Source organism: Roseiflexus castenholzii DSM 13941 (genome assembly GCF_000017805.1).
Taxonomy (GTDB): Bacteria; Chloroflexota; Chloroflexia; order Chloroflexales; family Roseiflexaceae; genus Roseiflexus; species Roseiflexus castenholzii.
Genome location: NC_009767.1, coordinates 4,046,436 through 4,070,562 on the forward strand (window position 1 = coordinate 4,046,436; position 24,127 = coordinate 4,070,562).

At 59.2% G+C, this 24,127-nt stretch carries 16 protein-coding genes and 2 tRNA genes; 10 read left to right on the forward strand and 8 right to left on the reverse strand.

The window, feature by feature from the left end:
* Nucleotides 1-112 precede the first annotated feature (112 nt).
* Complete coding sequence (locus RCAS_RS16115) at nucleotides 113-3,319, forward strand: tetratricopeptide repeat protein (RefSeq protein ID WP_012121603.1); 3,207 nt, start codon at nucleotides 113-115, stop codon at nucleotides 3,317-3,319.
* A gap of 297 nt (nucleotides 3,320-3,616) precedes the next feature.
* On the opposite strand, the gene RCAS_RS16120 is transcribed toward RCAS_RS16115, so the two are convergent.
* Together RCAS_RS16120 and RCAS_RS16125 are read right to left on the reverse strand one after the other, a co-directional pair.
* A complete protein-coding gene (locus RCAS_RS16120; protein ID WP_012121604.1) occupies nucleotides 3,617-5,395 on the reverse strand; it encodes an ABC transporter ATP-binding protein in 1,779 nt (592 codons plus the stop codon).
* Nucleotides 5,392-7,146 carry an ABC transporter ATP-binding protein gene (locus tag RCAS_RS16125; RefSeq protein WP_012121605.1) on the reverse strand — a complete coding sequence of 585 codons (1,755 nt, stop codon included), beginning with the start codon at nucleotides 7,144-7,146 and terminating at the stop codon, nucleotides 5,392-5,394. Before RCAS_RS16125 ends, RCAS_RS16120 begins: the two co-directional genes overlap by 4 nt.
* Nucleotides 7,147-7,464: 318 nt before the next feature.
* Between RCAS_RS16125 and RCAS_RS26280 the strand changes: the two genes are divergently transcribed.
* The 3 genes from RCAS_RS26280 to RCAS_RS16135 all read left to right on the forward strand — a co-directional run bounded on the left by RCAS_RS26280 (nucleotide 7,465) and on the right by RCAS_RS16135 (nucleotide 9,691).
* The gene (locus RCAS_RS26280) at nucleotides 7,465-7,590 is read left to right on the forward strand and encodes a hypothetical protein (protein WP_269632295.1); all 126 of its coding nucleotides are present in this window, start codon (nucleotides 7,465-7,467) and stop codon (nucleotides 7,588-7,590) included.
* 3 nt (nucleotides 7,591-7,593) lie between these two features.
* Nucleotides 7,594-8,400 (forward strand): DUF5317 family protein, encoded by an 807-nt coding sequence (locus tag RCAS_RS16130; protein WP_012121606.1) that lies wholly within the window; start codon nucleotides 7,594-7,596, stop codon nucleotides 8,398-8,400.
* 97 nt (nucleotides 8,401-8,497) lie between these two features.
* Nucleotides 8,498-9,691, forward strand: a complete 1,194-nt coding sequence (locus tag RCAS_RS16135) for a sensor histidine kinase (protein WP_012121607.1) — start codon at nucleotides 8,498-8,500, stop codon at nucleotides 9,689-9,691.
* A gap of 7 nt (nucleotides 9,692-9,698) precedes the next feature.
* Here the strand turns inward: RCAS_RS16135 and RCAS_RS16140 are convergent, their stop codons facing one another.
* The 3 genes from RCAS_RS16140 to RCAS_RS16150 form a co-directional block, all read right to left on the reverse strand.
* On the reverse strand, nucleotides 9,699-10,232 hold the full coding sequence (locus tag RCAS_RS16140) for a PspC domain-containing protein (RefSeq protein ID WP_012121608.1): 534 nt from the start codon (nucleotides 10,230-10,232) through the stop codon (nucleotides 9,699-9,701).
* Between the two features lie 96 nt (nucleotides 10,233-10,328).
* Entirely contained in the window at nucleotides 10,329-11,432 is a 1,104-nt protein-coding gene (rodA, locus tag RCAS_RS16145) for a rod shape-determining protein RodA (RefSeq protein WP_012121609.1), read from the reverse strand.
* 68 nt (nucleotides 11,433-11,500) lie between these two features.
* Nucleotides 11,501-13,144: a choice-of-anchor Q domain-containing protein gene (locus tag RCAS_RS16150; RefSeq protein ID WP_232280042.1), complete on the reverse strand. Its 1,644-nt coding sequence runs from the start codon at nucleotides 13,142-13,144 to the stop codon at nucleotides 11,501-11,503.
* Nucleotides 13,145-13,456: 312 nt separating this feature from the next.
* Between RCAS_RS16150 and RCAS_RS16160 the strand changes: the two genes are divergently transcribed.
* The 3 genes from RCAS_RS16160 to RCAS_RS16170 all read left to right on the forward strand — a co-directional run bounded on the left by RCAS_RS16160 (nucleotide 13,457) and on the right by RCAS_RS16170 (nucleotide 14,688).
* Nucleotides 13,457-13,532: transfer RNA gene (locus RCAS_RS16160), tRNA-Ala, on the forward strand.
* 6 nt (nucleotides 13,533-13,538) lie between these two features.
* Nucleotides 13,539-13,614, forward strand: a tRNA-Ala gene (locus tag RCAS_RS16165).
* Nucleotides 13,615-13,698: 84 nt separating this feature from the next.
* Nucleotides 13,699-14,688, forward strand: coding sequence for a zinc-dependent alcohol dehydrogenase (locus tag RCAS_RS16170; protein ID WP_012121611.1), 990 nt, complete (start codon nucleotides 13,699-13,701; stop codon nucleotides 14,686-14,688).
* A 145-nt stretch (nucleotides 14,689-14,833) separates the two neighbouring features.
* On the opposite strand, the gene RCAS_RS16175 is transcribed toward RCAS_RS16170, so the two are convergent.
* From RCAS_RS16175 to RCAS_RS16185, 3 genes are read right to left on the reverse strand one after another with little or no spacing between them, the layout of a single operon-like run.
* Nucleotides 14,834-15,436, reverse strand: coding sequence for a response regulator (locus tag RCAS_RS16175; protein WP_012121612.1), 603 nt, complete (start codon nucleotides 15,434-15,436; stop codon nucleotides 14,834-14,836).
* Nucleotides 15,433-18,978: an ATP-binding protein gene (locus RCAS_RS23430; RefSeq protein WP_198135945.1), complete on the reverse strand. Its 3,546-nt coding sequence runs from the start codon at nucleotides 18,976-18,978 to the stop codon at nucleotides 15,433-15,435. The genes RCAS_RS16175 and RCAS_RS23430 overlap by 4 nt, the downstream gene beginning before the upstream one ends.
* A gap of 14 nt (nucleotides 18,979-18,992) precedes the next feature.
* Nucleotides 18,993-21,752, reverse strand: a complete 2,760-nt coding sequence (locus tag RCAS_RS16185) for a two-component system response regulator (RefSeq protein WP_012121614.1) — start codon at nucleotides 21,750-21,752, stop codon at nucleotides 18,993-18,995.
* Between the two features lie 400 nt (nucleotides 21,753-22,152).
* Between RCAS_RS16185 and mscL the strand changes: the two genes are divergently transcribed.
* From mscL to RCAS_RS16200, 3 genes are all read left to right on the forward strand, one after another.
* A complete protein-coding gene (gene mscL / locus RCAS_RS16190) occupies nucleotides 22,153-22,536 on the forward strand; it encodes a large conductance mechanosensitive channel protein MscL (RefSeq protein ID WP_012121615.1) in 384 nt (127 codons plus the stop codon).
* Nucleotides 22,537-22,633: 97 nt separating this feature from the next.
* Nucleotides 22,634-23,344 (forward strand): glycosyltransferase, encoded by a 711-nt coding sequence (locus RCAS_RS16195; protein WP_012121616.1) that lies wholly within the window; start codon nucleotides 22,634-22,636, stop codon nucleotides 23,342-23,344.
* The gene (locus RCAS_RS16200) at nucleotides 23,341-24,045 is read left to right on the forward strand and encodes a TVP38/TMEM64 family protein (RefSeq protein ID WP_012121617.1); all 705 of its coding nucleotides are present in this window, start codon (nucleotides 23,341-23,343) and stop codon (nucleotides 24,043-24,045) included. The genes RCAS_RS16195 and RCAS_RS16200 overlap by 4 nt, the downstream gene beginning before the upstream one ends.
* The last annotated feature ends 82 nt before the right edge of the window (nucleotides 24,046-24,127 follow it).

Genomic DNA, 24,127 nt, shown 5'->3' on the forward strand with positions numbered 1-24,127 from the left:
CCCGGTTACAGATGTCGTCTCACGATCAAGAGTCGGTCGATTCACGATTGACAACCCCGGCGTAACCTTCTACGATCATGGTACGTGGTTTCTGGCAACACCTGAAGCAACTATGGCGCTGCGATTCCAGCAGAAGCTCATTGTTCCGACATCAGCGCGACCGCTGATCGAACGTCCTCACGTCATCGCACAACTTGAGCGCGCCATTCGCAGCAAGCGCGTCGTCGCGCTCGCCGCTCCTGCCGGATGGGGTAAAACGACTGCTCTGGCACAGTGGGTCGCGCACACCACGATGCCCACTGCATGGTATACGCTCGATAGTGCCGATCGCGATCCCCAGGTTTTTCTCGATTATCTGTTGCACAGCGTTGCCGATCTGGCGCCGGGAACGGCGGACATCGCCGCGCGTCTTGCCACCGCCACCCCCCAGAGTCTCGCGGAGATCTCGCAGCAGACGGCGCTGGCGCTTGCTGATGCGCCGGATCACTTCGCCCTGATTCTTGATGATGTGCATGTTCTGGAGGATGACCAGTCGCAATCCATTCCGGGCGTCTCGCTGGTTTTTGCGCTGCTGGCATCCATCGCCGAGTATGCTGCCAGGTGTCATCTGGTGCTTGCATCGCGCACCCTGCCAGCTTTGCACGGCATGGTGCGCATGGTTGCGCAACAGCGTGCTGCTGTGTTCGATTATAGCGTGTTGCAGTTCCAGCGTGCCGATACGCAGCGTCTTGCGGGAATGACCGCAGGGCTGACGCTCTCCGATGACGCCGCGGAGCAATTGACCGCCGCAGTTGGCGGTTGGGTCACCGGTATCGTGCTTTCACTGGATCAACCATCTGTCAACGGCAGCAGCGTCCCCAAACAGCATATTGTTGACTATCGCCTGGCGGAGATCGCCACGCAACGCGATGCCATCATCGAAGCCAACACGAGCCAGGTGTATGCGTATTTCGCCGAACAGATTCTGTCGCCACTACCAGCCGACCTGCAACGGTTTCTTGAGGATACCAGCGTGCTTCAGGACCTGTCGCCGCATCGCTGCGACCGATTGCGAAACACCACCAACTCGGCGGAATATCTTGACGATATCAAACGCCGTGGTCTGTTCGTTTCGAGTCGTGCTGGATGGGTATCGTACCATAGTCTGTTTCGTGAGTATCTGCGATCGCGCCTCGCGCGTGATCCCCAACGGTATCGTTCGCTTTTGCGGACTGCCGGCGACCTCTATGCTACTGAGGACGACATCGAACGTGCGCTCGATTGCTATCTGGCAGCCAGCGATTATCGACAGGCGCTCGAACTGCTGCGATCGGCAGTGCCACGCCTGCGTCAGCGTTCGCGTCAGACCACCCTGCTGGCGTGCTTTGAACGCCTGCATCGCTTTCGATTGACCGGTGATCGCCACATCCGGGACGCTATGCCGTTCCCGGCGGTGCAAGATCCACGACTGCCCGCAACCCCGCCAGATCTCTTGTTGGCAGAGGCGCGCGTGTATAGCGATCTGGCACTCTGGGAACGCGCATACCTGGCGCTCCAGCTCGCCGAAGCGTCCGGAAATGCTCAGATCCGTGCAGAAGCGCGGATTCTCTCGGCAGAGGTGCAGGTGCTCCAGGGCGACTACGCTCGCGCTCAACAAACATTGCGAACCGTCGATGTGGAGATTCTCGATGATCGCCTGCGCCTGGAATATGCCATAGCCGCCGGACGCGCGCACATTATGGCAGGCGAGGTCGCTGCCGCCATTACGGCATTGGAACGCGCGCATACTCTTGCGACGACCCGCGCCGACGCCGTGGATCATCCCGGACCTCTCGCGGATATTTACGATAATCTCGGCTGGGCATACGCTGCTCAGGGTGATCGTCAGTCGGCTCTCCGCCACCTGAAGCGCGCCGACGCTTGCTGGCAGGCATCCGGCAATCACGGAAGGCGCGCACTGACGCTCAACAACATGGGAGTCATGGCGATGGAAGAAGGGCGGTATGCCGAAGCGCGCGCGGCATTCGACACCGGACTGGATATTGCCCGACATACCGGGCTGCGACGTGAAGAAAGCGTGCTGCTGTGCAGCCTGGCAGAACTCATGCTGCGTCAGGGCGATGTTGAGCAATCGATCCATTGCGCTGCTGAGGCACACGCACTGGCCACAGCGTTCGACATCGCCAGCAGTGCGGAAGCAGCGGCGGCGACCGCGCTCTGGTCCGCTCTCCTGGTTGGCGATAGGGCAGCCACATCTGCGTGGTCCGACAGGACAGCCGCAATCGTAGCGCCTTTCCAACCGGAGGTGCGCGGGCGTCTGGCATTGGCACGGGCAATGCTGGCGATGCAACAGAGCAACCCGGACCCGGAACGCCTCGCCAATTTTCTGGCAGAAGCGACGGTATGCGAAGCCGCCCTCAGCAACGAAGAGCGCGCCTATGTCGCACTGTTGCGCGCCGACATCGCATACTCCCGCGCTGGCTGGCAATGCGCTGCTGCGGAATGGGCGGATTTCGTGGCGCGCGCTAGCACGCTCTCCGAACCCTTGCTGCATCGTTTCGCAGCGGTGCATCGCAAACTCTTTGAAATCGCAGCACCTCACACGCCGCTTGCCGCTCGCGCGATTGCGGGCTTCCGTCAACCCGCGTCCATACGCTGGCGGATCACCGCGCTTGGCGGATTCGAGTGCCTTGTCGATGGCATGCCGGTCGAACTGTCGCAACTGCACCGCGCCCTCCTGATCCGACTCCTCGATGCCGGTCCTCCGGGACTGGCAGTGGAGCGCCTCTGGGAGGCGGTGTGGGGTGATGATCACGTTTCGATGCCCGCGTTACACCAGGCGCTACGCCGGTTGCGCCTGCAAACCGGTCTCTCCGTTTCGGCGCGCGAGGGGGCGGTTGCTATTCGTAGCGGATGGGACATGATCGAGTACGATGTGCAAGAACTCGAACGTCTCCTCGAGATGCCGACCCATCCCAACATCATTCAGCGCGTCATGGCGCTCTACCGTGGCGAGTTCCTTCCGGGAGCGCCCCTCAGCGCCAGTCTGTGGGTCGAGTCGCGTCGGGCGCATCTCCAGCAGCGTTATCTGGATGCTATCGAACAATTCGCACAATCCATCGAGCGGGACTCGCCGCAACAGGCGATGTTCTACTACCAGCATGTGTTGCAGATCGATGGATGCCGCGAGCATACTGCCGCACAACTAATGCGCCTGGCTGCGCGGTTCGGCAACCGCACCCTGGTCACGGTCACCTTTGAGCATCTCAAGGGTGCGTTGCGCGCCCTTGGCGCATCGCCAGAGCCAGCAACTGCGGCATTGTATCAGCAACTGACATAAACGTTCGAGGCGGGATGCCCTCTCCTTATACTTCCCGACCAACATCAGGATTCGCTGCCCATCGGAGCAGGGGGCAGGCACGAAGACCTGAAAAGGGGCGATTCGTCGTTGGGATACGCCGCTCCCCCGGATATTCGGACAAACGCTTATACCAATTCCCTGTGACCATCCGGCATGGTCACCCCGAGCAGCGCGAGGGGTCGTGCGCGACCCGCGCAGATTCCGCGCTGCGTTTACCCTGAGCGAAGCGAAGGGCTCGGAATGATCCGCATGCGGCATCGTCAATCGTCATTGGTATTAGTGCATAACAAACTGATGGCGATGCAATCGCGCATAGAAGCCGCCGCGCGCGAGGAGCGCATCGTGATCACCATCCTCGACGATCCTCCCGCGATGCATGACAATTATCCGATCCGCATTGCGAATGGTTGACAGACGATGAGCAATCACCACACTGGTGCGCGTGCGCAGGATACGTTCCAGCGCTTCCTGGATCAATCGCTCTGTTGCATTGTCGATGCTCGATGTCGCTTCATCGAGCGCGAGCACTCCTTCGGGACTGAGCGCCAGCGCGCGCGCCAGCGCCAACAGTTGGCGTTGCCCCACCGACAGATTGGCGCCGCCGGGCAGCACTTCAAACTCGTAACCACCGGGAAGGCGTTCGATGAACGGCGCTGCATTCGCCAACTCCGCAGCGCGACGCACATCGGCATCGCTGATGTCAGTGCGGAACAGACGGATATTATGAGCAATCGAGCCCGCAAGACACACCGGGTCCTGCGGGACGACAGCAATGGCGCGGCGTAACATAGTGAGGTCCAGACGCCGAATATCGACCCCATCGAGCAGCACCTGCCCCTGTTGCGGATCATAGAACCGCGCCAGCAGCGCGACCAGGCTCGATTTTCCCGCACCGGTCGCGCCGACAATCGCCACATTCTGCCCGGCTGGTATCGAAAGGGAAACATCGCGCAGCACCGGCTCTTCCGGCACATACGAGAAACTGACATGGCGCAATTCAATCGCCCCACGCACCCGCGGCAACACGACCGGATCTGGCGGCGAGACGACCGCCGGCGTTGTTCGTAGCATCGTATAGATGCGCTCGGCGGCGCCTAACGCGATCTGCACCGTATTGTACTGCTCGCCAAGACGCAGAATCGGTTGAAACGCCCGTTCGGTATACTGCACAAACGCCACCAGCGTGCCAAGAGTCGCCCATCCTGCCAACACTCCTTGCCCTCCGCCATACAGGACGAGCGCCAGACCGACCGACGACAGTATCTCCTGCGATGCCAGAAACAGCGCGCTCTGGCGACGCAGCGCCAGCAATGCCCGGCGATACGCCATATTGTAGCCATCGAACTCTTCGGCGCTTGCCCGCTGCGCGCCAAACAATTGGATCACCGTTAGCCCGACGATGCGTTCACTCAGAAACGCACTTGCGCGCGCCAGCGCCGTGCGCTCACCCGTTGAGGATCGCCGAATACGCTGCCGGAAGAAGCGCGTCACCAGCGCCAAGAGTGGAAGCACTGCCAGTGACAGAAGCGCCAGACGCCAGTTCACTGCCAGCATGACTCCGACGATGACCAGCAACGTCACGCTCTCCACCAGAATAGTCACCACACTGCTCGAAAGGAGCGCATTGATCGTATCCACATCACTGGTCAGGCGCGTGACCAGATCGCCCGTCGGAGTCCGTCCGAAAAACCTCTGGTCCTGATGGGTCATATGGTCGAACAGCCGTGTCCGCAGATCGGCCAGCGCTCGCTGCCCTGCCATCTGGAGAAACAGCGTGTAGATATACTGCAATGCAAACATTACAATCGCCACGCCGCCGTAGAGTGCTGCGATCAGCCACAACCCCTCAGGATCGCCGCGCGCAATCGGTCCATCGATTGCCTGTTGCATCAGCGCCGGCGGAACCGCATTCAACGCCGCAGTCGCCAGCAGGATGAGCAGCGCCAGCGCCAGAATGCGCCAGTGCGGCGCCATCACGCTGGCGAGCAATACAACCAGTGCTGCGTCCTGTCCACGCACCGTGGTGGATCGTGTGGAAGAAGACTCGCCTGTCATGCGATCGACTCCTCGGACTCTTCCGCCTGCCGCAATTCACGACGATACATCGCGGCATAGCGTCCATTGAGCGCCAGCAGCGACTGATGATCGCCCTGCTCCACAATGCCTCCCTCGTGCAGAACGATGATCTGATCGGCATCGCGCACTGCTGCCATCCGCTGACTGACCATCACTACGGTGCGACCTTCGCGCGCTGCGGCAAGTTCGCGCAGAATCTCGGCTGCCGTCTGCGCATCGACGCTCGAAAGCGTGTCGTCGAGCAGCAAGATCGACGGATCGCGCACCAGCGCACGCGCAATAGCAGTGCGCTGCTTCTGCCCGCCAGAGAGCGTCGCGCCGCGCTCTCCAACAATGGTCGCCAGCCCTTGCGGTAACTGCGCCAGATCATTTGTCAGGCGCGCAGCGTGGGCGGCGCGATGCACCAGTTCATCGGGAACGCCGGTTAAGCCAAGAGCGATGTTGTCGCGCACCGATATGCTGAACAGCAACGGCTCCTGCGGCACATACACCACAGAGCGACGCAATGTTTCCAACCGGATGCGCCGGATATCGACCCCGCCAATCGTGATGCGCCCTTCATCGGGGTCGCGCACACGCCCGATGAGACTCAGCAGCGTACTTTTCCCCGCTCCTGTCGCCCCAACGATACCAAGCGTCGTTCCTGCCGCTATCCGCAGATCGATGCCGCGCACAATCCAGCGAGAGTCGCCGGTGGCGCGCACGCCAACCCCCTCGAAGCAAATATCGCCAGACGGCATGAGCGCAATAGCGTCAGGAGCATCAACAATACGCGAACGACGGCGCAAGACTTCGCCGATTCGTCCGGCAGCGGCGCTTCCCTGTTGCAGTCGCTCATACGCCTGGCTGAGTTGTTGCGCTGCCGCGCTGAGCAAACCCAGATAAACGATGAACTGCACATACTGGCCGACCGAAATCGCTCCTCCAACTACCAGTGCGCCACCCAAACCAAGCACAACCGCAGCCGCCAGACGCACCACCAGACTGGGGAGGGGAGCAATGGCTGCGGAACGCAGCACAAAATCAAGATTACTGCGCACATACGCCTCATTGCTCTGCTGAAACGCTGCAACTACGGAGCGTTCCTGCGCATACGCCGCCAGCATGCGCATGGCGCTCAGATGCTCTTGAGCAAATGCCGAGAGGCGCGCCATACGCTGCTGCACATGATCGAATGCGCGTTCCAACACGCGCCCCAGCCCAACCTGCACACCGAGACTGGCAAACAACAATGCGACGACCAGCGCCGCCAGCAGCGGACTGCTCAACGCCATGAGCACCGTTCCAATCGCCAGCAGAAACAGCGCATGCATCGACATCTGAAAGCCTGCGCTGTAGAAGCGCCAGATGTAAATGAAATCGTTCGAGGCGCGTGAGAGCAGATCACCCACACCATAACTTTGCGCCGTCGCCTGATCGAACAACAACACCCGATCGAACAAGTCCTGGCTCATGCGATAACTGACCCCTACTGCAATCCATCCGGTCAGCATACGGAGCAGATACCTGAACACCGCAAGCGTCGTTGCCAGTGCAATGAGGCCAACCGCATACCATACCAGTCGATCCGTGCGGATTCCAGCCAGCACATCGTCAATTGCGCGTCCGAGCAGCGCCGGACTGAACGCGCTGGCGGATGCGCTGATCAGCGCATAGATGGTTCCCACGATCAGGTGTCGCCGATATGGCGCCATGTACGGGAGCAGAAAGCGGAGTCCAGAGTGTTTCATGGTGCAGATCCGAAACGCTACGATGGTCCTGCGTCAACTTCAGAAGGTATATGAGTTTACACGATATTATACCAATGACGCTTGAAGATGCCGCATGCGTGTCATTCCGAGCGCAGCGAGGAATCTGCGCGGGTCGCGCAAGACCCCTCGCTGCACTCAGGGTGACCATGCCGGATGTTCACAGGGAATTGGTATTAATCCATTGAGTCAATGAACCGTCAATGGCGAGTCAATCGCGTGAACTATTTTTGTACCAGTTCCAGCACACACCTCAGCCCCGATACGTGTGAGCGCATATTTGTTAGGAGGCAACACACCATGCGGTCGAAAATCCTGCGGGCACTTGCAGCGGCACTCCTGGTTGGCACGATTGCAGCAGCGGCTATGGCGCCGCTTGCTCCGCCACCTATCCGTGGACCGTCGACGACTATCGCAAACTGGTAACGCATGACCCTGTTCGTTGTCTATCTGGCTTGTGCGCTCGTTGGAGCAGTGATTGCGCTCTGGCGAGCGCCATCCTGGCCGCGCTACAACCTGCTGCTGGCAATCGCCGCCGTGCCGCAGATCGCCCACATCCTCGGCATACACATCAGTGAGATGTTTGTTTTGTCGGTTGTAGCGATGATCCTGTGGTGCGTCTGCAACTATCGGATCGCTGGCGTCCCTGTGGTCGCTGGCGGTGCGGCGCTTAACATGCTGGCGATGGCGTGGCATGGCGGCGCAATGCCGGTACGAGCCGATATTCTGGCCGATCTGGGGTATCACTTCGAGGCCGGCGTCCTTCTGGAAGGGTCGAAGGACATTGTTGTTCACGGTTCGCCGCTCTGGATTCTCTCTGACTGGTTGCCAATCTCAACGACACTTCTGACGCTGATTATCAGTCCTGGAGACATTCTGATCGCCAGCGGCGTTCTGATCTGGCTGTTATTCAGCCGCACACCCAATCCCGATTCGGAAAGGAAGCATCCCATGCTTGCATTTCGCACGCCTGCTGCACCTTCAGAGCAGCACCTTCATCTGGTCCCGGGGCATAGCGCGCGACCAGCGTTGACTCGTCTGGCGCTGCTGGCAGCCGCCGATCCGGCACTTGCGGAGCGATTGCTCCACGATCCATTCGATGCCGCAGATGCCCATCCTCACTACCACGTGTCGCTCGATGCACGCGACCGCGCGACGCTGGCCGCCATCCGCGCGCGTGCGCGAACCGTCGGTGAATTCCTGGGAGAACTTGCCGCTGAAGTCGATGGAATATAGCGTTGGTTATGACACACATATCGAACGTCCCCTCAAAGGTGGAAATCATCAGTGCAGGCACATACTTCCGCTACATCTTCATAGAAGACCTATCACCATGAATAGCGGAGTCACAACCCAATCGCTATCGCCTGCTGACATTCTGACTATCCTGCGTCAGATTGTCGACTCGCCCACCGTGGAAAGCCTTGCCGAAATTCTTCACGACGTTATTATGCGTCTCTTCCCCGATACGCGCGTCGATCTCTTCGTCCTCAGCGAGTCGGCAGAGCACTTGCTGATGACGTGCGGCAACCAGGATTTGCCAACCCCGCCTGCCAGGTGCGGATTGTCGCCATTCATCGCCTGGTTGCACCAGCACGGCTATCAGACGGCTCTTGTACCCTTGATGGCCGCCAATCAACTCCAGGGACGGATGATCGTATCGCAACGCGCTATCGGACCTACACAACGCGATCTGACGATATTCGACCAGATCGCGCCGTTTGTGGGACTCTGGTTTATCGCCCACCGTCACCTGACAACTATCAAGCAACACGAGGAACACCTGCGCACGACACAGGAGCGATTGCACCAACTTGAAGAAATGCGGTTGCGCGCGACATTGGCGGCTGGTGCGGCACACGACATCGGCAATCTCTTCGCCTCGGTTTTGGGGCATGCGCAGTTGCTGCAACAAGCAGCGCCGTCTCATCTCCAGGACGATCTCAAAACCATCGAGCAGGCTGCCAGAGACGGACATTATCTCTTACGGCGTCTGCTCACCATTCGCAGCGCCACTCACTCGGTAGAGGCGACGACATCGCCGGTGCTGCTTCCCACCCTGGTTCATGACGCATTGCAGTTGACCCGGCCATTTTGGGGAACCCGTCGTTCTGTGAAGGTCAACATGGCACTGGCGCCGGTTCCGCCCGTGCGCGGGCATCCGGCGGATCTGCGCGAAGTTTTGATCAATCTTATCCTGAACGGCGTATCGGCCATGCCGGAAGGGGGCACGCTTACCGTGCGCACCTACAGCACCGGCGAACGCGCCGTCGTCGAGATCAGCGACACAGGCGCCGGCATCGCACCTGCGCAGCAAAACGCCATCTTCCAGCCGTTTGTGACGAATCGCAGCACAGGGAGCGGACTGGGGTTGAGTATCAGTCGGACCATCGTCGAAAGCTATGGCGGGGTCATTAGTGTTGCGAGCACGCCGGGACGCGGTGCAACGTTCACGATCAGCCTGCCCCTGGCGCACACCGCCGATACAGCGCCTGAGCCGACCGCAGTACGTTTTGCAGCATCGTAGCGCAGCACTAGCGATGGCGAAAGATGAGCATCCCTCCGGCAACGATCATCAGCAGAGGAAAGACGATATCGGTATCGATGCCGAACTGCTCAGCCAGAAAGATCAGCCCTAGCCCGATCAGCACGATACCGGCCCAATTCAGACGACGACGAGGCGCACGCGCTGGCGGCATTGCCGGATCCATCCGCAAATTGATCGTCTGTCCCGTCTGTGGCGGACCGGATGCCGCATCGGCGAACGACGACTCGGCATACCCGGATTGCCGGGAATACTGAGCCTGGTATGCCTGACGGCTGAATACCGCGCCCTGCTCGCCCGCCTGTTGCCCTTCACCTGGAAAAGCAGACGGTGTATCAGGCGGCGCCTTCGGCATAATGATCCACAGGATGGGATAGAGCAAAAAACCGATGCCACTGGTCAGAGTAACCAGGACAAAGATCAGGCGAACAATCACCGGATCGATCTGAAAATAGTCGCCAAGGCCGCCGCACACGCCGGCAAGGACCGCATCACGACGACTTCGCACCAGACGAGACTGCATGACGCACACAAACCTTTCAGGGTCGCCGCACGACCAGAATGTTCGGTTCCTGGCGATGAGACGCAAAGTATTAATATATTGTTGCAGCCTTGCGGTTCAGAATGTGATGCGCCGTCGGCGCAGTGCGATGCTCTGAAGTAATCCGACCGCCGCCAGTGTTGTCAGGGTGAAGCTGCCGCCATAGGAGATAAACGGCAGGGGGATGCCAGTGATCGGCATGATGCTCATGTTCATGCCCACATTGACAAGCACGTGGCACAACAGCATTGCCGCAATCCCCGTTGCTATCAGGCGCCCAAACGAGTCACGCGCCGCCTGAGCGACCGTCAGCGCCTGCCAGACGGTTACGCCCAAAAAGACGAGCAGCAACGTCGCGCCAATGAACCCCAACTCTTCCCCGGTAATTGCAAAGATAAAATCGGAGTATTGCACCGGCAAGTAGTTGCCCTGACTCAACAAGCCGTGCGTCCATCCGCGACCGGTCAGACCACCCGATCCAATCGCTGTCAACGACTGCATGATGTTCCACGCGCCCTGTTTCAGTTCCGGGTCGTATTTCAGCGGATCGATAAAGATCAGCAGACGATCACGCTGATAGGGACGAAGAATATGGGTCCAACCATACATTGCAGCGGGGAGGGCGGCGACAAACAGGACGACGAACTGCTGCCAACGCACGCCAGCCGCCAGCGCCATTGCCAGCCAGATAGCGCCGAAGACCATTGCGGTGCCAAAATCGGGTTGCAGAAAGACCAGCACCGTGGGAATGCCAACCAGGATCAGGCTGGTGATAACCACACGCCATGCAGATGGTTGACGTTCATTACGGGACCAGTATGCGGCCAGCGCAAGAATGACCAGCAGTTTCACCGGTTCTGAGGGCTGAAACGTTCGAACACCGAGATCGATCCAGCTTTGTGCGCCGGAACTGACCTGACCAATTGCCAGCACCAACCCCAGCAACGCCACAGCGCCAAGATAGAACGGGACAATCCAGGACTCGAAGAAGTGGTAATCGATCGCGGTCATCACTGCCATGGCGGCGCATCCGACCAGCAGATTGACCAGGTGCCGCGAAAAATATCCCTGGGTCAGCGGGTCGCGCAGGGTGGCGCTATAGACCATGGCAGCGCCAAAAATCAACAGGATGACGACGCAGAGGAACAGCGGGAAATTGTAATCGCGCCAGGTTCTGACCATATGCTTCTTCACATTCAACAACGTTCGATATTATACCGGCGATGGGCGACACATCTGCACACCGGCATTTATCGTTTAATGAGCGGCAGCCAGAGATACGGTCTACCGCGAAAGACGCTGAGGGTTGCCGTGTTGTTTACCGGCGCCGGGTCGCGCTGCGCCGATGAAACTGTGGCAGTCGCCGTACTTACGCCGCCAGGAGATGGAACCCGCAGCCCAATGGTAAGCGCTGACGCGACACCGCTTGCCGCAAGCGCACCACGCCCGCATGTGACGACACCGGCAACGATGCAATCCCATCCTATTCCATCGATTTGCAGGCTCGTCGCGCCCGCCGGCGGCGTAAACTGCACCTGCACGCTTTCCGCTGCGCCGGGACCAGCATTCAGTACGATGATCGAGTACGTCAGCACACCACCAGGTTCAACGGGATTTGGTTGTGCAGTCAGGATCACCGAGAGGTCAGCATCTCCCGGCACAGGCGCCTCATACGCACCCATATCACAGATCGCCAGACCATTCCCATTGCCATCGATTGGGCGCGCCACGCCACGCTGATCGGTTGCGGCGCATGAACTCCCAACCGCCGGGTCGCCAGCATCGATAGCCGGGCTACCGCTCTGCAACGCAACCGTTGGCGTTGATCCCCCGTTATTGAGCAAGACGCCGGGCTGCGCGCTGACACCAATGATATTGCCGCTCAGCGCGCCAACAATCGTGCAGCCGGTGTCGCGATGGATCAGATTATACCCAAGAGATTCGAGGATATTGAAACAATCGGGATTGACCCGCGCCGGCGTCGGACTGAGGTCGGCATTATCGGAAATGATCGTATTGCGCAGACGCACCTGGTTGATCACCTGCGCATCAACACGCACCGAAACGCCGCCGCCTTCGCCGATGTCGTTCCGATCATCGTCGGCAGTGTTGCGCACAATCGTGACATTATTCAGTGTTGCAGCACTTTTCGGCGGGTTGATGAGCGCCTGATCGAGCGACACGCTGATGCCGCCGCCGCTGTTTCCCGCGCTGTTGCCGGTGATCGTCACATTGGTCAGCGATACGTCGCCGCCATTGAAGACGCTCAGCGCGCCGCCAAGACTGGCCGCCCGATTGCCGGTGAACGTCACCCGCTCAATCGTGGCGTTGGCGCCGGCTGGATTCACCCCGTTGCCGAGCACTTCGATGCCGCCGCCACGCCCTGCCCGACCGTCACGAACCACGCTGTCGCGCAGGATCAGGCTTGTCCCCGGTTCCACCAGGATAACGCCGCCACTGCCGGGAACATCGCCGTTGCCGCGCAAGGTCACACCGGTGATCGTGACCGTAGCTGAAGCAAGAAGGTGAACCACGCGATCGCCGCTGACAGCAATCACAGTCGTTGTCGCAGCGCCGGCGCCGATCAGCGTCAGATCGTCACGGATGTCAAGGTCGCCATCGGCGTTGTTATCTTCCAGCGTGGTTGTGAGCGTCAACGGATAGGTTCCGGCAGGGAGTATGATCGTATCTGCACCGGGATTGGCATTGGCGGCGCTGATCGCCTCGCGCAGCGAACAATCGACGCCACACACGCCATCGGCAGTATCGGCTGTTTTGGTGACGGTGAACGTCTGTGGTGCAGCAGTCGCCGGCTCAACCGTCAACAATGCTGCGATCATGACCAGGGTCAACAGCACAACAGAGCAACGCATACAGGTCGGTGAGCGCATCATGAACCTCTTCAGCCAGAACAGCGGCTCTGTCGGATTGTACTACACTTGTGATTGCAGTTCCATAGTACCGTCGTGCTCTCTCCTGATCACACGGCTCCGATTGCAATGCAGTGGAACGCGAATACGACAGATGCCAACACATCTCCATAGGGAAGGGCGTTGATCCGTGTGCGCCCGTTGCGAGCCGTGTCCATCGGTGCGCTCTCACATGCCATGCCAGCGAGTTGTGGCGTGACCGCGCCTTCCAGCGCCCGTCCAACCGCCAGAATGTTTGACACACCCCCCAGCGCGTGCTATACTATGCATCGCTGTGGGGGTGTAGCTCAGCTGGGAGAGCGCGACAATCGCACTGTCGAGGTCAGGGGTTCGAGCCCCCTCACCTCCACCAAAGCACGGGGCAGTAGCTCAGTTGGGAGAGCGCAACGCTGGCAGTGTTGAGGTCAGGGGTTCGATCCCCCTCTGCTCCACCAAAAGAGACGGCAGGTGTCATCGCCTGTCGTCTTTACTTTATAGCAACCGTTACCTGCGAAGAACACATCGACCGGGGAACCGTTATGCGCGCACATGCGATCGTGTTCGTAGCGCCCAATCAGGTGCAGTGTGGCGCCATTGATGTTCCCGAACCGGCGCCAGGAGAACTGCTGATCGAAGCGATCTATACCTGTATCAGTCCTGGCACCGAACTGCGCACACTTGCCGGTTTGCAGGCGGAAACCCCGGGATGGCCATTGATACCGGGATATGCAATGGTTGGTCGGGTCGTAGGCGCCGGTCCTGCGACCCCATACACCGCTGGCGCGATCGTCTTCTGTAAAGGAACACGATACGCTGGCGCGCACCTGATGTGGGGCGCCCACCTCAGCCATGCCGTGCTTCCTGCGGAACAGGCGATCCCGCTGCCAGACGGCATCGATCTGCTGGAAGCCACGACCGCCAAATTGGCGGCAATCGCGTATCGCGGGCTGACCATTGCACATCCGTTGCCGCACGAAACTGTCGCTGTCATCGGACTGGGGATCATTGGTCAACTGGCTGCGAGACTACACGCACTCAACGGCGCACGCGTTCTGGCGACCGACCGCACACCGCAGCGCGTCGCGCTGGCGCAGCGCCACGGTATCGAGGCATTCGTCGCCGAAGACAATCTTGCAGCCGCCTTTCGCCAACGACTGAACAGTGGCGTCGATATTATCGTCGACGCAACCGGTGCGCCATCAGTCATCACAGAGGCTATCGAACTGGCCAGAGACGTCCCGTGGGGCGACGATCCTGGTGGCAATGCACGATATCTTGTGCAGGGAAGCTACGCTGACTCGTTCTCTGTACCCTATCAGGCAGCATTCCGCAAAGAACTGGCGATCCTTATGACCCGCGACGAAGGACCGCGCGACCTTCATACCGTGCTCAATCTGATGCAGCGCAACCGGTTGAAGACTCGCGATCTGATCGGCGCGGTCGTGCCGCCCGAACGCGCTCCAGAGATCTACCGGACGTTACGAGAGCAGAGTGATATGGTAACGGCAGTGTTCCGGTGGAGTGCATAGACGCTACACAGAATCATGACGACTCATACCAATGATGATTGACGATGCCGCATGCGTGTCATTCCGAGCGCAGAATCTGAGCGGGTCGCGCAAGACCCCTCCGCTGCTCGGGGTGACCATGCCGGATGGTCACAGGTCATTGGTATCACTCGTGCATGACGCGCTCGTAGCAGGTCGGGCAGATCGTGTGGCTGAACGACACCTCGGCATGCGTTTCGAGATAGGTCGTCACGCTTACCCAATTGCCCTGCTCATCGCGGATCTGGCTGCCGCACCACGCGCAGATCGGAATAATCCCGCTCAGGGTCTTGATCGTGGCGAGCGCCGCTTCCAGAGCGGCATGCTTTTGTTCGAGATTGCGATAGAGTTTTCGGAGAGTCAGGTGGGTATTAATACGCGCCAGCACGACATCGACGTTGATCGGCTTGGTAATGTAATCAACGGCGCCGGCGCGCAACCCGGTCACTTCTTCTATCGCATCGGTCAGCGCCGTCATTAGTATGACCGGAATATCCTTTGTGCGCGGATCGGCTTTCAGGCGGCGACAGGTTTCGAACCCGTCCATTCCGGGCATCATCACATCAAGAACGATCAGATCAGGCTGCACATTGATAGCCGTTTGCAGCGCCACATCGCCCCGTTCATTGATCAGCACCTTATAGCCTGCGCGCCGCAATCCCGTGAAGAGCAGCGCAAGATTGGCAGGTGTGTCATCAACGACGAGAATGGTATCCGGCGATTGACTCATCCCTCTGCCCTGGATTTTTTCAGAAACTCCTGTAACTGACCTATCTGGAAATGTTCCAGAAAGTATCGCACCTGAGCGACAAAAGAGGCCGCCTGCGGCATTTCCTGGATCAATGCATCGACCCTTTGTTGAATAGCGTCAATATCGCCAATACGCGCCAGTTCTTCCAACGAATCGAGCATTGTGCGCGGCAGCAGCACAGGCGCTGCCCAATGCGACTGATCAACGGACGGTTCGGCGTAGCGCCATTCGACCCAGGGAAGATGGCGTTGCAGCGTTTCGAGCAGAATGGTGCGATCAATCGGCTTGGGAATGAATGCCTGCGCACCGGCATTCAGACTCTGGATACGATCATCCGGATAGGCGCTGGCAGAACTCACAATCAGCACGATGCGATCCCCTGCGGCGCTCGCACGAATGCGCCGGATCATGTCTATTCCATTCAGTCGCGGCATCACCAGATCGAGAACGATGGCATCGGGATTGAATACCGCCATGCGCTCTAATCCATCATAGCCATCCTGCGCCTCAGCCGTGATGATACCTAACGGTTGGAGCATATCACGCAGAATCGCGCAGTTATCGGGATGGTCATCGACAATCAACACTTTGGGCGCAGGACCCGCAACACCGATCACCCGGCGTGACGCCCGCTTTGGGAGCAACGGCTCGGCCGGCGCTTCCGGCAGCGGGATCGCAAACCAGAATCGACTTCCCGCGCCAGGCGCACTCTGCACCCGTAACGTTCCACCCATCAAAGTGACCAATTCGCGCGCGATCGCCAGGCCCAAACCCGTTCCTTTTTCGCCTGTCTGAGCGCCTAACTGCTCGAACGGACGGAAAATCACCTCGCGATATTCAGGCGCAATTCCGATACCGGTGTCAATGACCTCGAATCGGACCTTATCTCGATTATCGGGCAATCTCTCGACCTTAAGGGTCACCACACCTTCTCGCGTAAACTTGATCGCATTACTCAAGAGATTAACCAGCACCTGCCACAGGCGTTTCTCATCACCCACCACCAGGCGCGGCAGGTTCGCAATCTCCCGCGCGAACGCCAGATTTCTGGCAACCGCCCGTTCCTGCATCATATCGCATATCGTCGCAAGCATGGCATCGAGAGCGAACCGATCCGGTCGCACCTCGATCTTTCCGGCTTCGATCTTTGCCAGATCGAGCAAATCATCGATCAGGTTCAGCAACTGCTCACCACTGGACTGAATGACCCGCAGGCTTTTTCGGGCATAATCGGAAGTTGTGGGATCATGTTCGAGAATCTGAGCATACCCAAGAATACTGTTGAGCGGCGTCCGCAACTCGTGGCTGATATTGGAAAGAAAGACACTTTTGGCGCGATTGGCGGCTTCGGCGGCACGGCGCGCTTCTTCTGCCGACTCTTTGGCAGATCGTAAGGAGTCTTCAAGCGTGCGTTGTTCGGTGATGTCGAACATCAACCCCAAAATTGCAGTCACCGTGCCGTCCACCTGGACAGGCGCGATGATGTGCTTGAACAGACGCGGCTGGTCCTGAACCAGAAGCGCATGCTCGAAGGATACCGTTCTTCCTTCCCGTGCCCATGCCTCATACGGCGCCCATTCCGCCAGCGCCGCACCGCCGCTGTCCTCATCCTTCCAGGAATTGTCGCCGGTCAGCGTTCGCATCACCGAATTCTGCATGATGTACCTGCCATTGAGATCCTTCGCCCACAACGCCACCGGCATATGCTCAACGATTGTGTGCAGACGCGCCTCACTCTCACGTCGCGCATACTCCGACCGGCGATAGTCGCGCCAGAGAAAGACCGATTGCAAAGCGCTACTGATCTCCTGCGCCAGCATATGATATACTCCGCCCTCGCGCGGTCCGACCTGAACGGCAATGAACCCAAAATCGCGCAATCCAAAGAAGAGCGGAGTGACTATGAACGCATATGGTTGGTGCTCGCAAAGCAACGCATCTGGAACAATCCGGCGGCTGGGAAACGATATCCCATCAGGAGGCAATGGCAACCTGCGCCCTTCGTGCAGCGCCAGCACCACCCGTCCCCATACCGGCGCTTCCAGGTTCGTCGTTGGAGGAAAATCGTCGTACAGGACAAGATAGCCATCTCTGACAGGCAATTCGGGCAACCGCTGCGCGAGGACCTCAAGGAGATACTTGAGGTCCTGCGCGATGAGCATCGACTGACTGATCTCGAGCAGCGTGTGAGACTGCTCGATCGTTCTGGTGCGCAGTTCAATTCTGGAGCGCTCGCGCTCCTGCGCCAGCGCCAGGCGAATCCGTTGCAGAAACAGAAGATTCGCGCGTGGCATATCATCGGCATGATCGAGCGCTGACACGATCAAATAGAATAATTCCGAGATCACATCGTGCCATTGCGCCAGTTCCTGCCGGGTGCGCCTGCGCGACAATTCGCGCTCAAACGCGCTCCAGAATTGATCTCGTTCCTGATCATGTCTATCCGGCATTCCTGGCAACAACCCTTCGATCAGGACATTGATCCAGGAACGGTCAATGTCTGCGTCTATCGTGTCACGGAGACGCCCAATCTGTGCGACCAGGCGATCACCGCGCGCTTCAACCAGATCGCCCGACAGAACCGGCGCCGAGCGATCCGGCGACCAACACCCGCATGATCGACGAACAATCAGGCGGGCAGGGACATGGATTCGATCAGGGATGCTCTTCCCGGCAATCCGATCAAGGAGCGCACCAACGGCGACGACACCCGACTCATAAAATGGCTTGGCCACGACCGTTATCGGCAAATCCAACGTTTGCGCATCCAGATGATCATTGAACCCGACGACTGCCACCTCATCCGGGACGCGCACACCAGACTCCTGAAGCGTGTGCAGCGCACCGAGAGCATATTCAATTTCGGAGCCGACCAGCGCGTCAAAGTCGGCGCCGGGGCGCAGGCGCCGCTTGCTGATCAGTTCGCGTGCCGCCTCGATCCCAACGATCTTCCCCCATCGCAAATCGTGATACACCAGCGCGGAATCGAAAGGTATGCCAAACGCGCGAAGCGTCTCCTGATATGCCGCGAAGCGTTCCTCGCTCTCCATATGGCGCTGCGGACCACGAATGAAGGCGATACGGCATCGCTGATGGCGCTCGATCAAATGCTCCAGCAGGGTGCGCATCCCCTGGCGTGTATCGGTCACAACCGACGGCACACCCTGGATCAAACCTTCGTAATTGACCATCGGCAACCGCCGGAAAGGGGCAATGAACTCCTCCATCTCGGCGTCATCGAGGTTTATGCCAAACCCGGACCTGCTGCCGCCCCAGGTGATAAGTCCATCGAGACGTTCGCTGTTTGCCAGCGCGAAAAAGGACAACGCCGGCAACACTTGAAGATACGGAACCCTGAGCAGCGCCTGACTGCGGACGGGGAGCGTCCCGCTAAGAAAACAGATCAGATTCACGCCGTGTCGGCGCGCAGCATCGACAACCCCCAACCAGAACGGTTGATTGACGATTGCGGTCAGCAGGCCAATGGTTGGACGTGTTGCGTGAAGCGTCCCATCAGACATAGATGCATCTGCGATCATTGATGAGCCGCCAGCATTTGTTCCATCTGTTCCGGCGGCGCCGTGCAGCCAAAGAGCCACCCCTGCGCATATTCGCAGCGCAAGGCGCGCAGCTCGTTCGCCTGATCGAGCGTTTCGACCCCCTCGGCGACAACAGTCATACCTAGCGAATGCGCCAGGGTGATGATCGCTTTCACAATTTCGCGATGTTCGCGCGCGGCGCCGAGACGATTAATGAAGACCCGATCAATCTTTAGGGTATCGACCGGAAACTGGCTCAGGTAACTGAGCGACGAATAGCCGGTGCCAAAATCATCGATACACACCCCGACACCGAGTGATCGGAGGTCGTTCAACTGCGCGGCAGCCACATCGCGATGCGTAATGAACGTATTCTCGGTAATCTCCAGTTTGAGCGCGCGCGCCGGCACATCGTTCCTCGCAATCGTGTCAGCGACCTGCGCAACCAGATCGGGTTGCGCCAGTTGATGCGCCGACAGGTTGACATTCACCCACATATCGGCGTAGTGCGGATAGTAGGTGCGCCACACGCGCAATTGACGACATGCTTCCTGCAACACCCACTGACCGATGGCATTGATCAGCCCAACCTCTTCAGCCAGCGCAATAAACTGATCGGGAGCAATCAAACCATACTGAGGATGCTGCCAGCGCGCGAGCGCCTCCACTGCAACGATTCGTCCACTGGTGAGCGCAACAATTGGCTGGTAGTACACGCACAACTCACCGTGTTCAATCGCACTGCGCAGATCGTTTTCGAGCTGAAAATGACTGAGCGCCTTCCGACGCATATCCGGATCGAAAACGACATAGCGCGCGCGCTGCCCCATCTTTGCCTGATACATCGCTGTATCGGCATCGCGCGCAATCTCCTCAGCACGTTCATATCCCTGGTTGCTCAACACCAGACCAATGCTTGCCGTGGTATAGACCGTGCGACCGCCGATGGTCAATGGTGCGCGCAGCGCCTGTTGAATGCGTTCTGCGATCCATTCGGCATCTTCCGGCGCATCCAACCGGTCGAGCATCACCGCGAACTCATCACCACCCAACCGCGCCACCGTATCGCCTGGACGCAAAACACCCTCCAACCGCCGCGCGACAACGACCAGCAACTCATCGCCGGCGGCATGCCCCAGGCTGTCATTGATCGTTTTGAAGCGATCAAGATCGAGAAACAGCACGGCAAACAACGACCGTTCGCGCTGTGATCGTCTGAGCGCCAGGCTCAATCGGTCCATGAAGAGGGTCCGATTGGGCAATCCGGTCAGCGTATCGTGAAGGATGCCATACTCCAATCGCTCCTCCGCGCGTTTCCGATCGGTAATATCGGTCTGCGAACCAACCATCCGCGTTGCTCGACCACTCGCATCCCACACGGCGATGCCGCGACAGAGCATCCAGCGGTAGGCGCCATCACGATGGAGGATGCGATATTCGAGTTCGAACGATGCAATCAGGCGGCGCGTATGCGCCAGGAGGCGCAGTTCGACCCGTTCGCGATCATCGGGATGGACGCGACTGAACCACTCATCGGGAGACGTACCGATCTCATCATCACCATATCCCAACATTGCCTTCCAGCGCGATGCGAAATAGATTCTATCATTGACGAGATCCCAATCCCACAACCCATCGTTGGCGCCCTGCGCCGCCAGCGCATACCGCTCTTCGCTGGCGCGCAGCGCCGCCTCAGCGCGTTTGGCTTCCGTCACATCCCGCACAATCGCCACGCTCCCGCTCAACCCTTCTGTATCGCGGAGCGGACGGGCGGTAATACTCAACCATTGCTCTGCACCGGCATCTCCAGCGGGCAGATGCACTTCCGCTGCATTCACCGACTCACCACGAAGCGCACGCGCAAACGGCAGATCGCGCGGGGTCAGGGAGGAACGGCCATCAGGCGACTGAGCAACCTGGGTATCTGGCGCACTCGGCAGCAGACTCATCAGGCGATCACCGAGCATATGCACAGCGGCGGAGTTGTAGAGTATCAGGCGCCCGGCGGCATCGGTCACCACAACGGCATCGCCCATACTATCGAGGACTGCAAGCAAGAGGTTCGTCTGCTGTCGCAGCGATGCTTCAGAGCGCTTCAATGCTTCAGCGCGTTGCTCTGCCAGCATGGTGCGTTCCGCGACGCGCTGTTCGAGCATAAGGTTCAGTGCGCGCAACTCCTCTTCCGCGCGCTGCCGCTCGCGCTGTTCCTCCTCGAGGCGGTTGAGCATAGCCTGTAACGTCTGATCAACCGCTTCGAAACCGGCAGAGTTCCGGATTGCCTGCTGGATCGTCGGATCATGAGCGGTTGCCGGATGATCCGCTGCCGTGCTGAGCAATTGCAGCCGCATGCGCAGATATGCCTGTTCGGTGTCGCGCAGCCGCTTCTGCTCCAGGCAGGCATTGACACGCGCGTGCAGAATGGTTGCGTTGAACGGCTTGCCCAAATAATCGGCAGCGCCAAGTTCAATACAGTGCGCAACCAGATCGAGATCTTGATCGCCGGAGATGACAATGACTGGAATGTGACGCAGCGCGGGATCGGATTTCAGCGTCGCAAGCACACGATCGCCCCGCATGCCGGGCATCAAAATGTCGAGCAGGATCAGGTCGAACGCCTGCTGCCGCACTGCTTCGAGCGCTTGAATGCCGTCGGATCGAAGGACTACTGTGTGACCGGCGCGCTCCAACTGCCGCGCCAGCGCATTCCGAATATAGTCGTGATCATCTACTACGAGAATGTGACCAGGAGAAGGCATAGATGCTTGAAGTTTGGCTCGTCTTCTATAACCGCCATACTATACCGCCATTTATATACCGGCGCAAACATCCGTCGCGCCAGTGTCGCGCGATCAATGCGGGTGGTATGGACCCCAGGATACATATTCCGCTCGCTGCTCTCCGCATAACGACTGAAGTGACGCGCGCTGGAGCGCGTCACCCGCCTGCACGGACAAAGAGGATTCATGCCTCGACCACCACCATCAGGTCATCCTCATGTTTGCAGATTTAAGGTATGATGCAAAGCGTCAACATCATGCATCAGTTTTCCCACGAGTCCAGCACATACGATGATCGGCATCGCTTATCGGCGCTCTGTGACGCAGAGCATCGATGGATGACTCTGTGCGGCAAACACTCGGTGAAAGGAGACCCGGTATGTTCGAGGGCTTCAGAAAGTTCGTCATGCGCGGCAACGTCGTCGATCTGGCGGTCGGCGTGGTGATCGGCACCGCGTTTAGCGCCGTGGTTAATTCACTGGTCAATGATGTCCTGCTGGCAGCCATCGCCACGCTGGTGGGAAAGCCAGATTTTTCAGGTGTTCTGGTCTTTGGAGCAGTACGGATTGGCGCCTTTCTCACGGCGGTCGTCAACTTCCTGCTCATCGCCGCTGCCGTCTACTTCTTTGTAGTGACGCCGGTCAACAAACTCAACGATCTGATCAGGAAACCTGAACCGCCTGCACCACCAGAGCCTTCCACACAGGAGAAACTCCTGATCGAAATTCGCGATCTCTTGCGACAAAACATAACCCGCTCTTAATGATTGCTTGATGAAACTCCTGTAGGGTTAAGAGCCAGGAAATTGCCGGTCGAACGTTCATCGGCGAACGTTCACTCCTGATGATACGAGGTGCGCAGTGCTCGACACCCTGAGCGTCATAATCCCGACGCGCAACGAAGCGCCATTGATCGGAAGATTTCTCGCCGCCCTTCCCGCATCAATGGAACTGATTGTCGTCGATGCCAGCAACGATGAGACCCCTGCAATCATCGAGCGCGCACGACCGCACAACACCCGGGTTATTCGCTCCCCCGCCGGGGTTGCAGAAGCGCGCGCGATCGGCGCGGCAGCGGCAAGCGGCGACTGGTTGATCTTCAGCGACGCTGATGTGCATTTTGCACCCGGCTATTTCGATCGTTTTGCGCGCTATACGGACTCAGACGCGGTGTACGGTCCCAAATTTGCAACCGCAGCATACCGATGGTACAGCGCGATCTTTACCGGCGGGCAGCGAATGGCGCATGCGCTCGGCTTTCCGGCGGCATCCGGCTCGAATATGGCCGTCAGGCGTGACGTCCTGAAGGCGATTGGCGGTTTCCGTTGCGACCTGCCGGTCAATGAAGACAGCGAACTCTTCCTTCGTCTTGCCTATCGCGGCTATCGCATCCGGTTCGCTGCCGATCTGGCGGTCTATTCACTCGACGATCGCCGGCTGCGGCGCGGTGCGGTGCGCAAATTGTTCCACAGCACCGCACGATGTGCGTTGATTGCACTGGGGCTGCGCGTGCCACTTCCGCAACGCCTCCTGCGCCACGATTGGGGATACTGGAGCACCACGCGGCGATGAGTCCGTCACCTGATGCCATGCACGTGCGTCGGGTGCTGTTCCTCGCCGGCGCGCTCGCCCTCACCCTTCTTCTCTTCCTGATCGGCTGGCGTGGCGCCGCTCAACAAGTGTTCAGCGCCGCATCCCCCGAAGAGGCTGCCGCGGCGCTGCGCAGCTTTGGGCTATGGACGCCGCTGGTCAGCGTACTGCTGATGGTCGTGCAATCGGTGCTGGCGCCGCTGCCCGGCTCCTTCGTTGCCGCTGCCAACGGCGCGATCTACGGCATCTGGTGGGGGACCCTTCTCTCCTGGATTGGCGGCATGGCGGGGGGTCTGGCGACCTATGGGCTTGGGCGTTTGTCTGGCAATGTCCTGGAGCAGCGCTGGAAGGATACACCCCTCTGGCAACGATTGACCGGCGTTGGTGCGGCTCGTCGTTTCTGGATCGTCCTGATTGCCAGAATGACGCCAATTGTGTCGCTCGATTTCATCGGATATCTGGCGGGTGTCTCACGCATGCCGCTCCCGTCGTATACCCTTGCCAACGCCATTGGCATTCTCCCCGGCATGCTGGCGTATACGCTGATCGGCAGTGAACTGATCCAGGGGCGCGCCATATCCTGGCAGATCGCCGTGGCGCTGCTCCTGATCGTCGTGCTGTTCATCATTGGTCGGCGCCGGCTCCGAACGTTGAACGTCGAACGCGCGAATGTCGAACGTTGACGGCGTGACCAACGTGGAAAGACGGGCAGAAGCAAGTGAACGGCGACCCGTGGACGGCAGGACAGGGGCATGTTGCACATGG

Coding starts and splice junctions, on each gene's coding strand:
- RCAS_RS16185 (WP_012121614.1), bottom strand. CDS start 21,752: ATGCCTTCTCCTGGTCACATTCTCGTAGTAGATGATCACGACTATATT.
- mscL (WP_012121615.1), top strand. CDS start 22,153: ATGTTCGAGGGCTTCAGAAAGTTCGTCATGCGCGGCAACGTCGTCGAT.
- RCAS_RS16150 (WP_232280042.1), bottom strand. CDS start 13,144: ATGATGCGCTCACCGACCTGTATGCGTTGCTCTGTTGTGCTGTTGACC.
- RCAS_RS16130 (WP_012121606.1), top strand. CDS start 7,594: ATGACCCTGTTCGTTGTCTATCTGGCTTGTGCGCTCGTTGGAGCAGTG.
- RCAS_RS16135 (WP_012121607.1), top strand. CDS start 8,498: ATGAATAGCGGAGTCACAACCCAATCGCTATCGCCTGCTGACATTCTG.
- RCAS_RS16175 (WP_012121612.1), bottom strand. CDS start 15,436: ATGAGTCAATCGCCGGATACCATTCTCGTCGTTGATGACACACCTGCC.
- RCAS_RS16200 (WP_012121617.1), top strand. CDS start 23,341: ATGAGTCCGTCACCTGATGCCATGCACGTGCGTCGGGTGCTGTTCCTC.
- RCAS_RS16140 (WP_012121608.1), bottom strand. CDS start 10,232: ATGCAGTCTCGTCTGGTGCGAAGTCGTCGTGATGCGGTCCTTGCCGGC.
- RCAS_RS26280 (WP_269632295.1), top strand. CDS start 7,465: ATGCGGTCGAAAATCCTGCGGGCACTTGCAGCGGCACTCCTGGTTGGC.
- RCAS_RS23430 (WP_198135945.1), bottom strand. CDS start 18,978: ATGTCTGATGGGACGCTTCACGCAACACGTCCAACCATTGGCCTGCTG.
- RCAS_RS16115 (WP_012121603.1), top strand. CDS start 113: ATGGCGCTGCGATTCCAGCAGAAGCTCATTGTTCCGACATCAGCGCGA.
- rodA (WP_012121609.1), bottom strand. CDS start 11,432: ATGGTCAGAACCTGGCGCGATTACAATTTCCCGCTGTTCCTCTGCGTC.
- RCAS_RS16170 (WP_012121611.1), top strand. CDS start 13,699: ATGCGCGCACATGCGATCGTGTTCGTAGCGCCCAATCAGGTGCAGTGT.
- RCAS_RS16125 (WP_012121605.1), bottom strand. CDS start 7,146: ATGAAACACTCTGGACTCCGCTTTCTGCTCCCGTACATGGCGCCATAT.
- RCAS_RS16120 (WP_012121604.1), bottom strand. CDS start 5,395: ATGACAGGCGAGTCTTCTTCCACACGATCCACCACGGTGCGTGGACAG.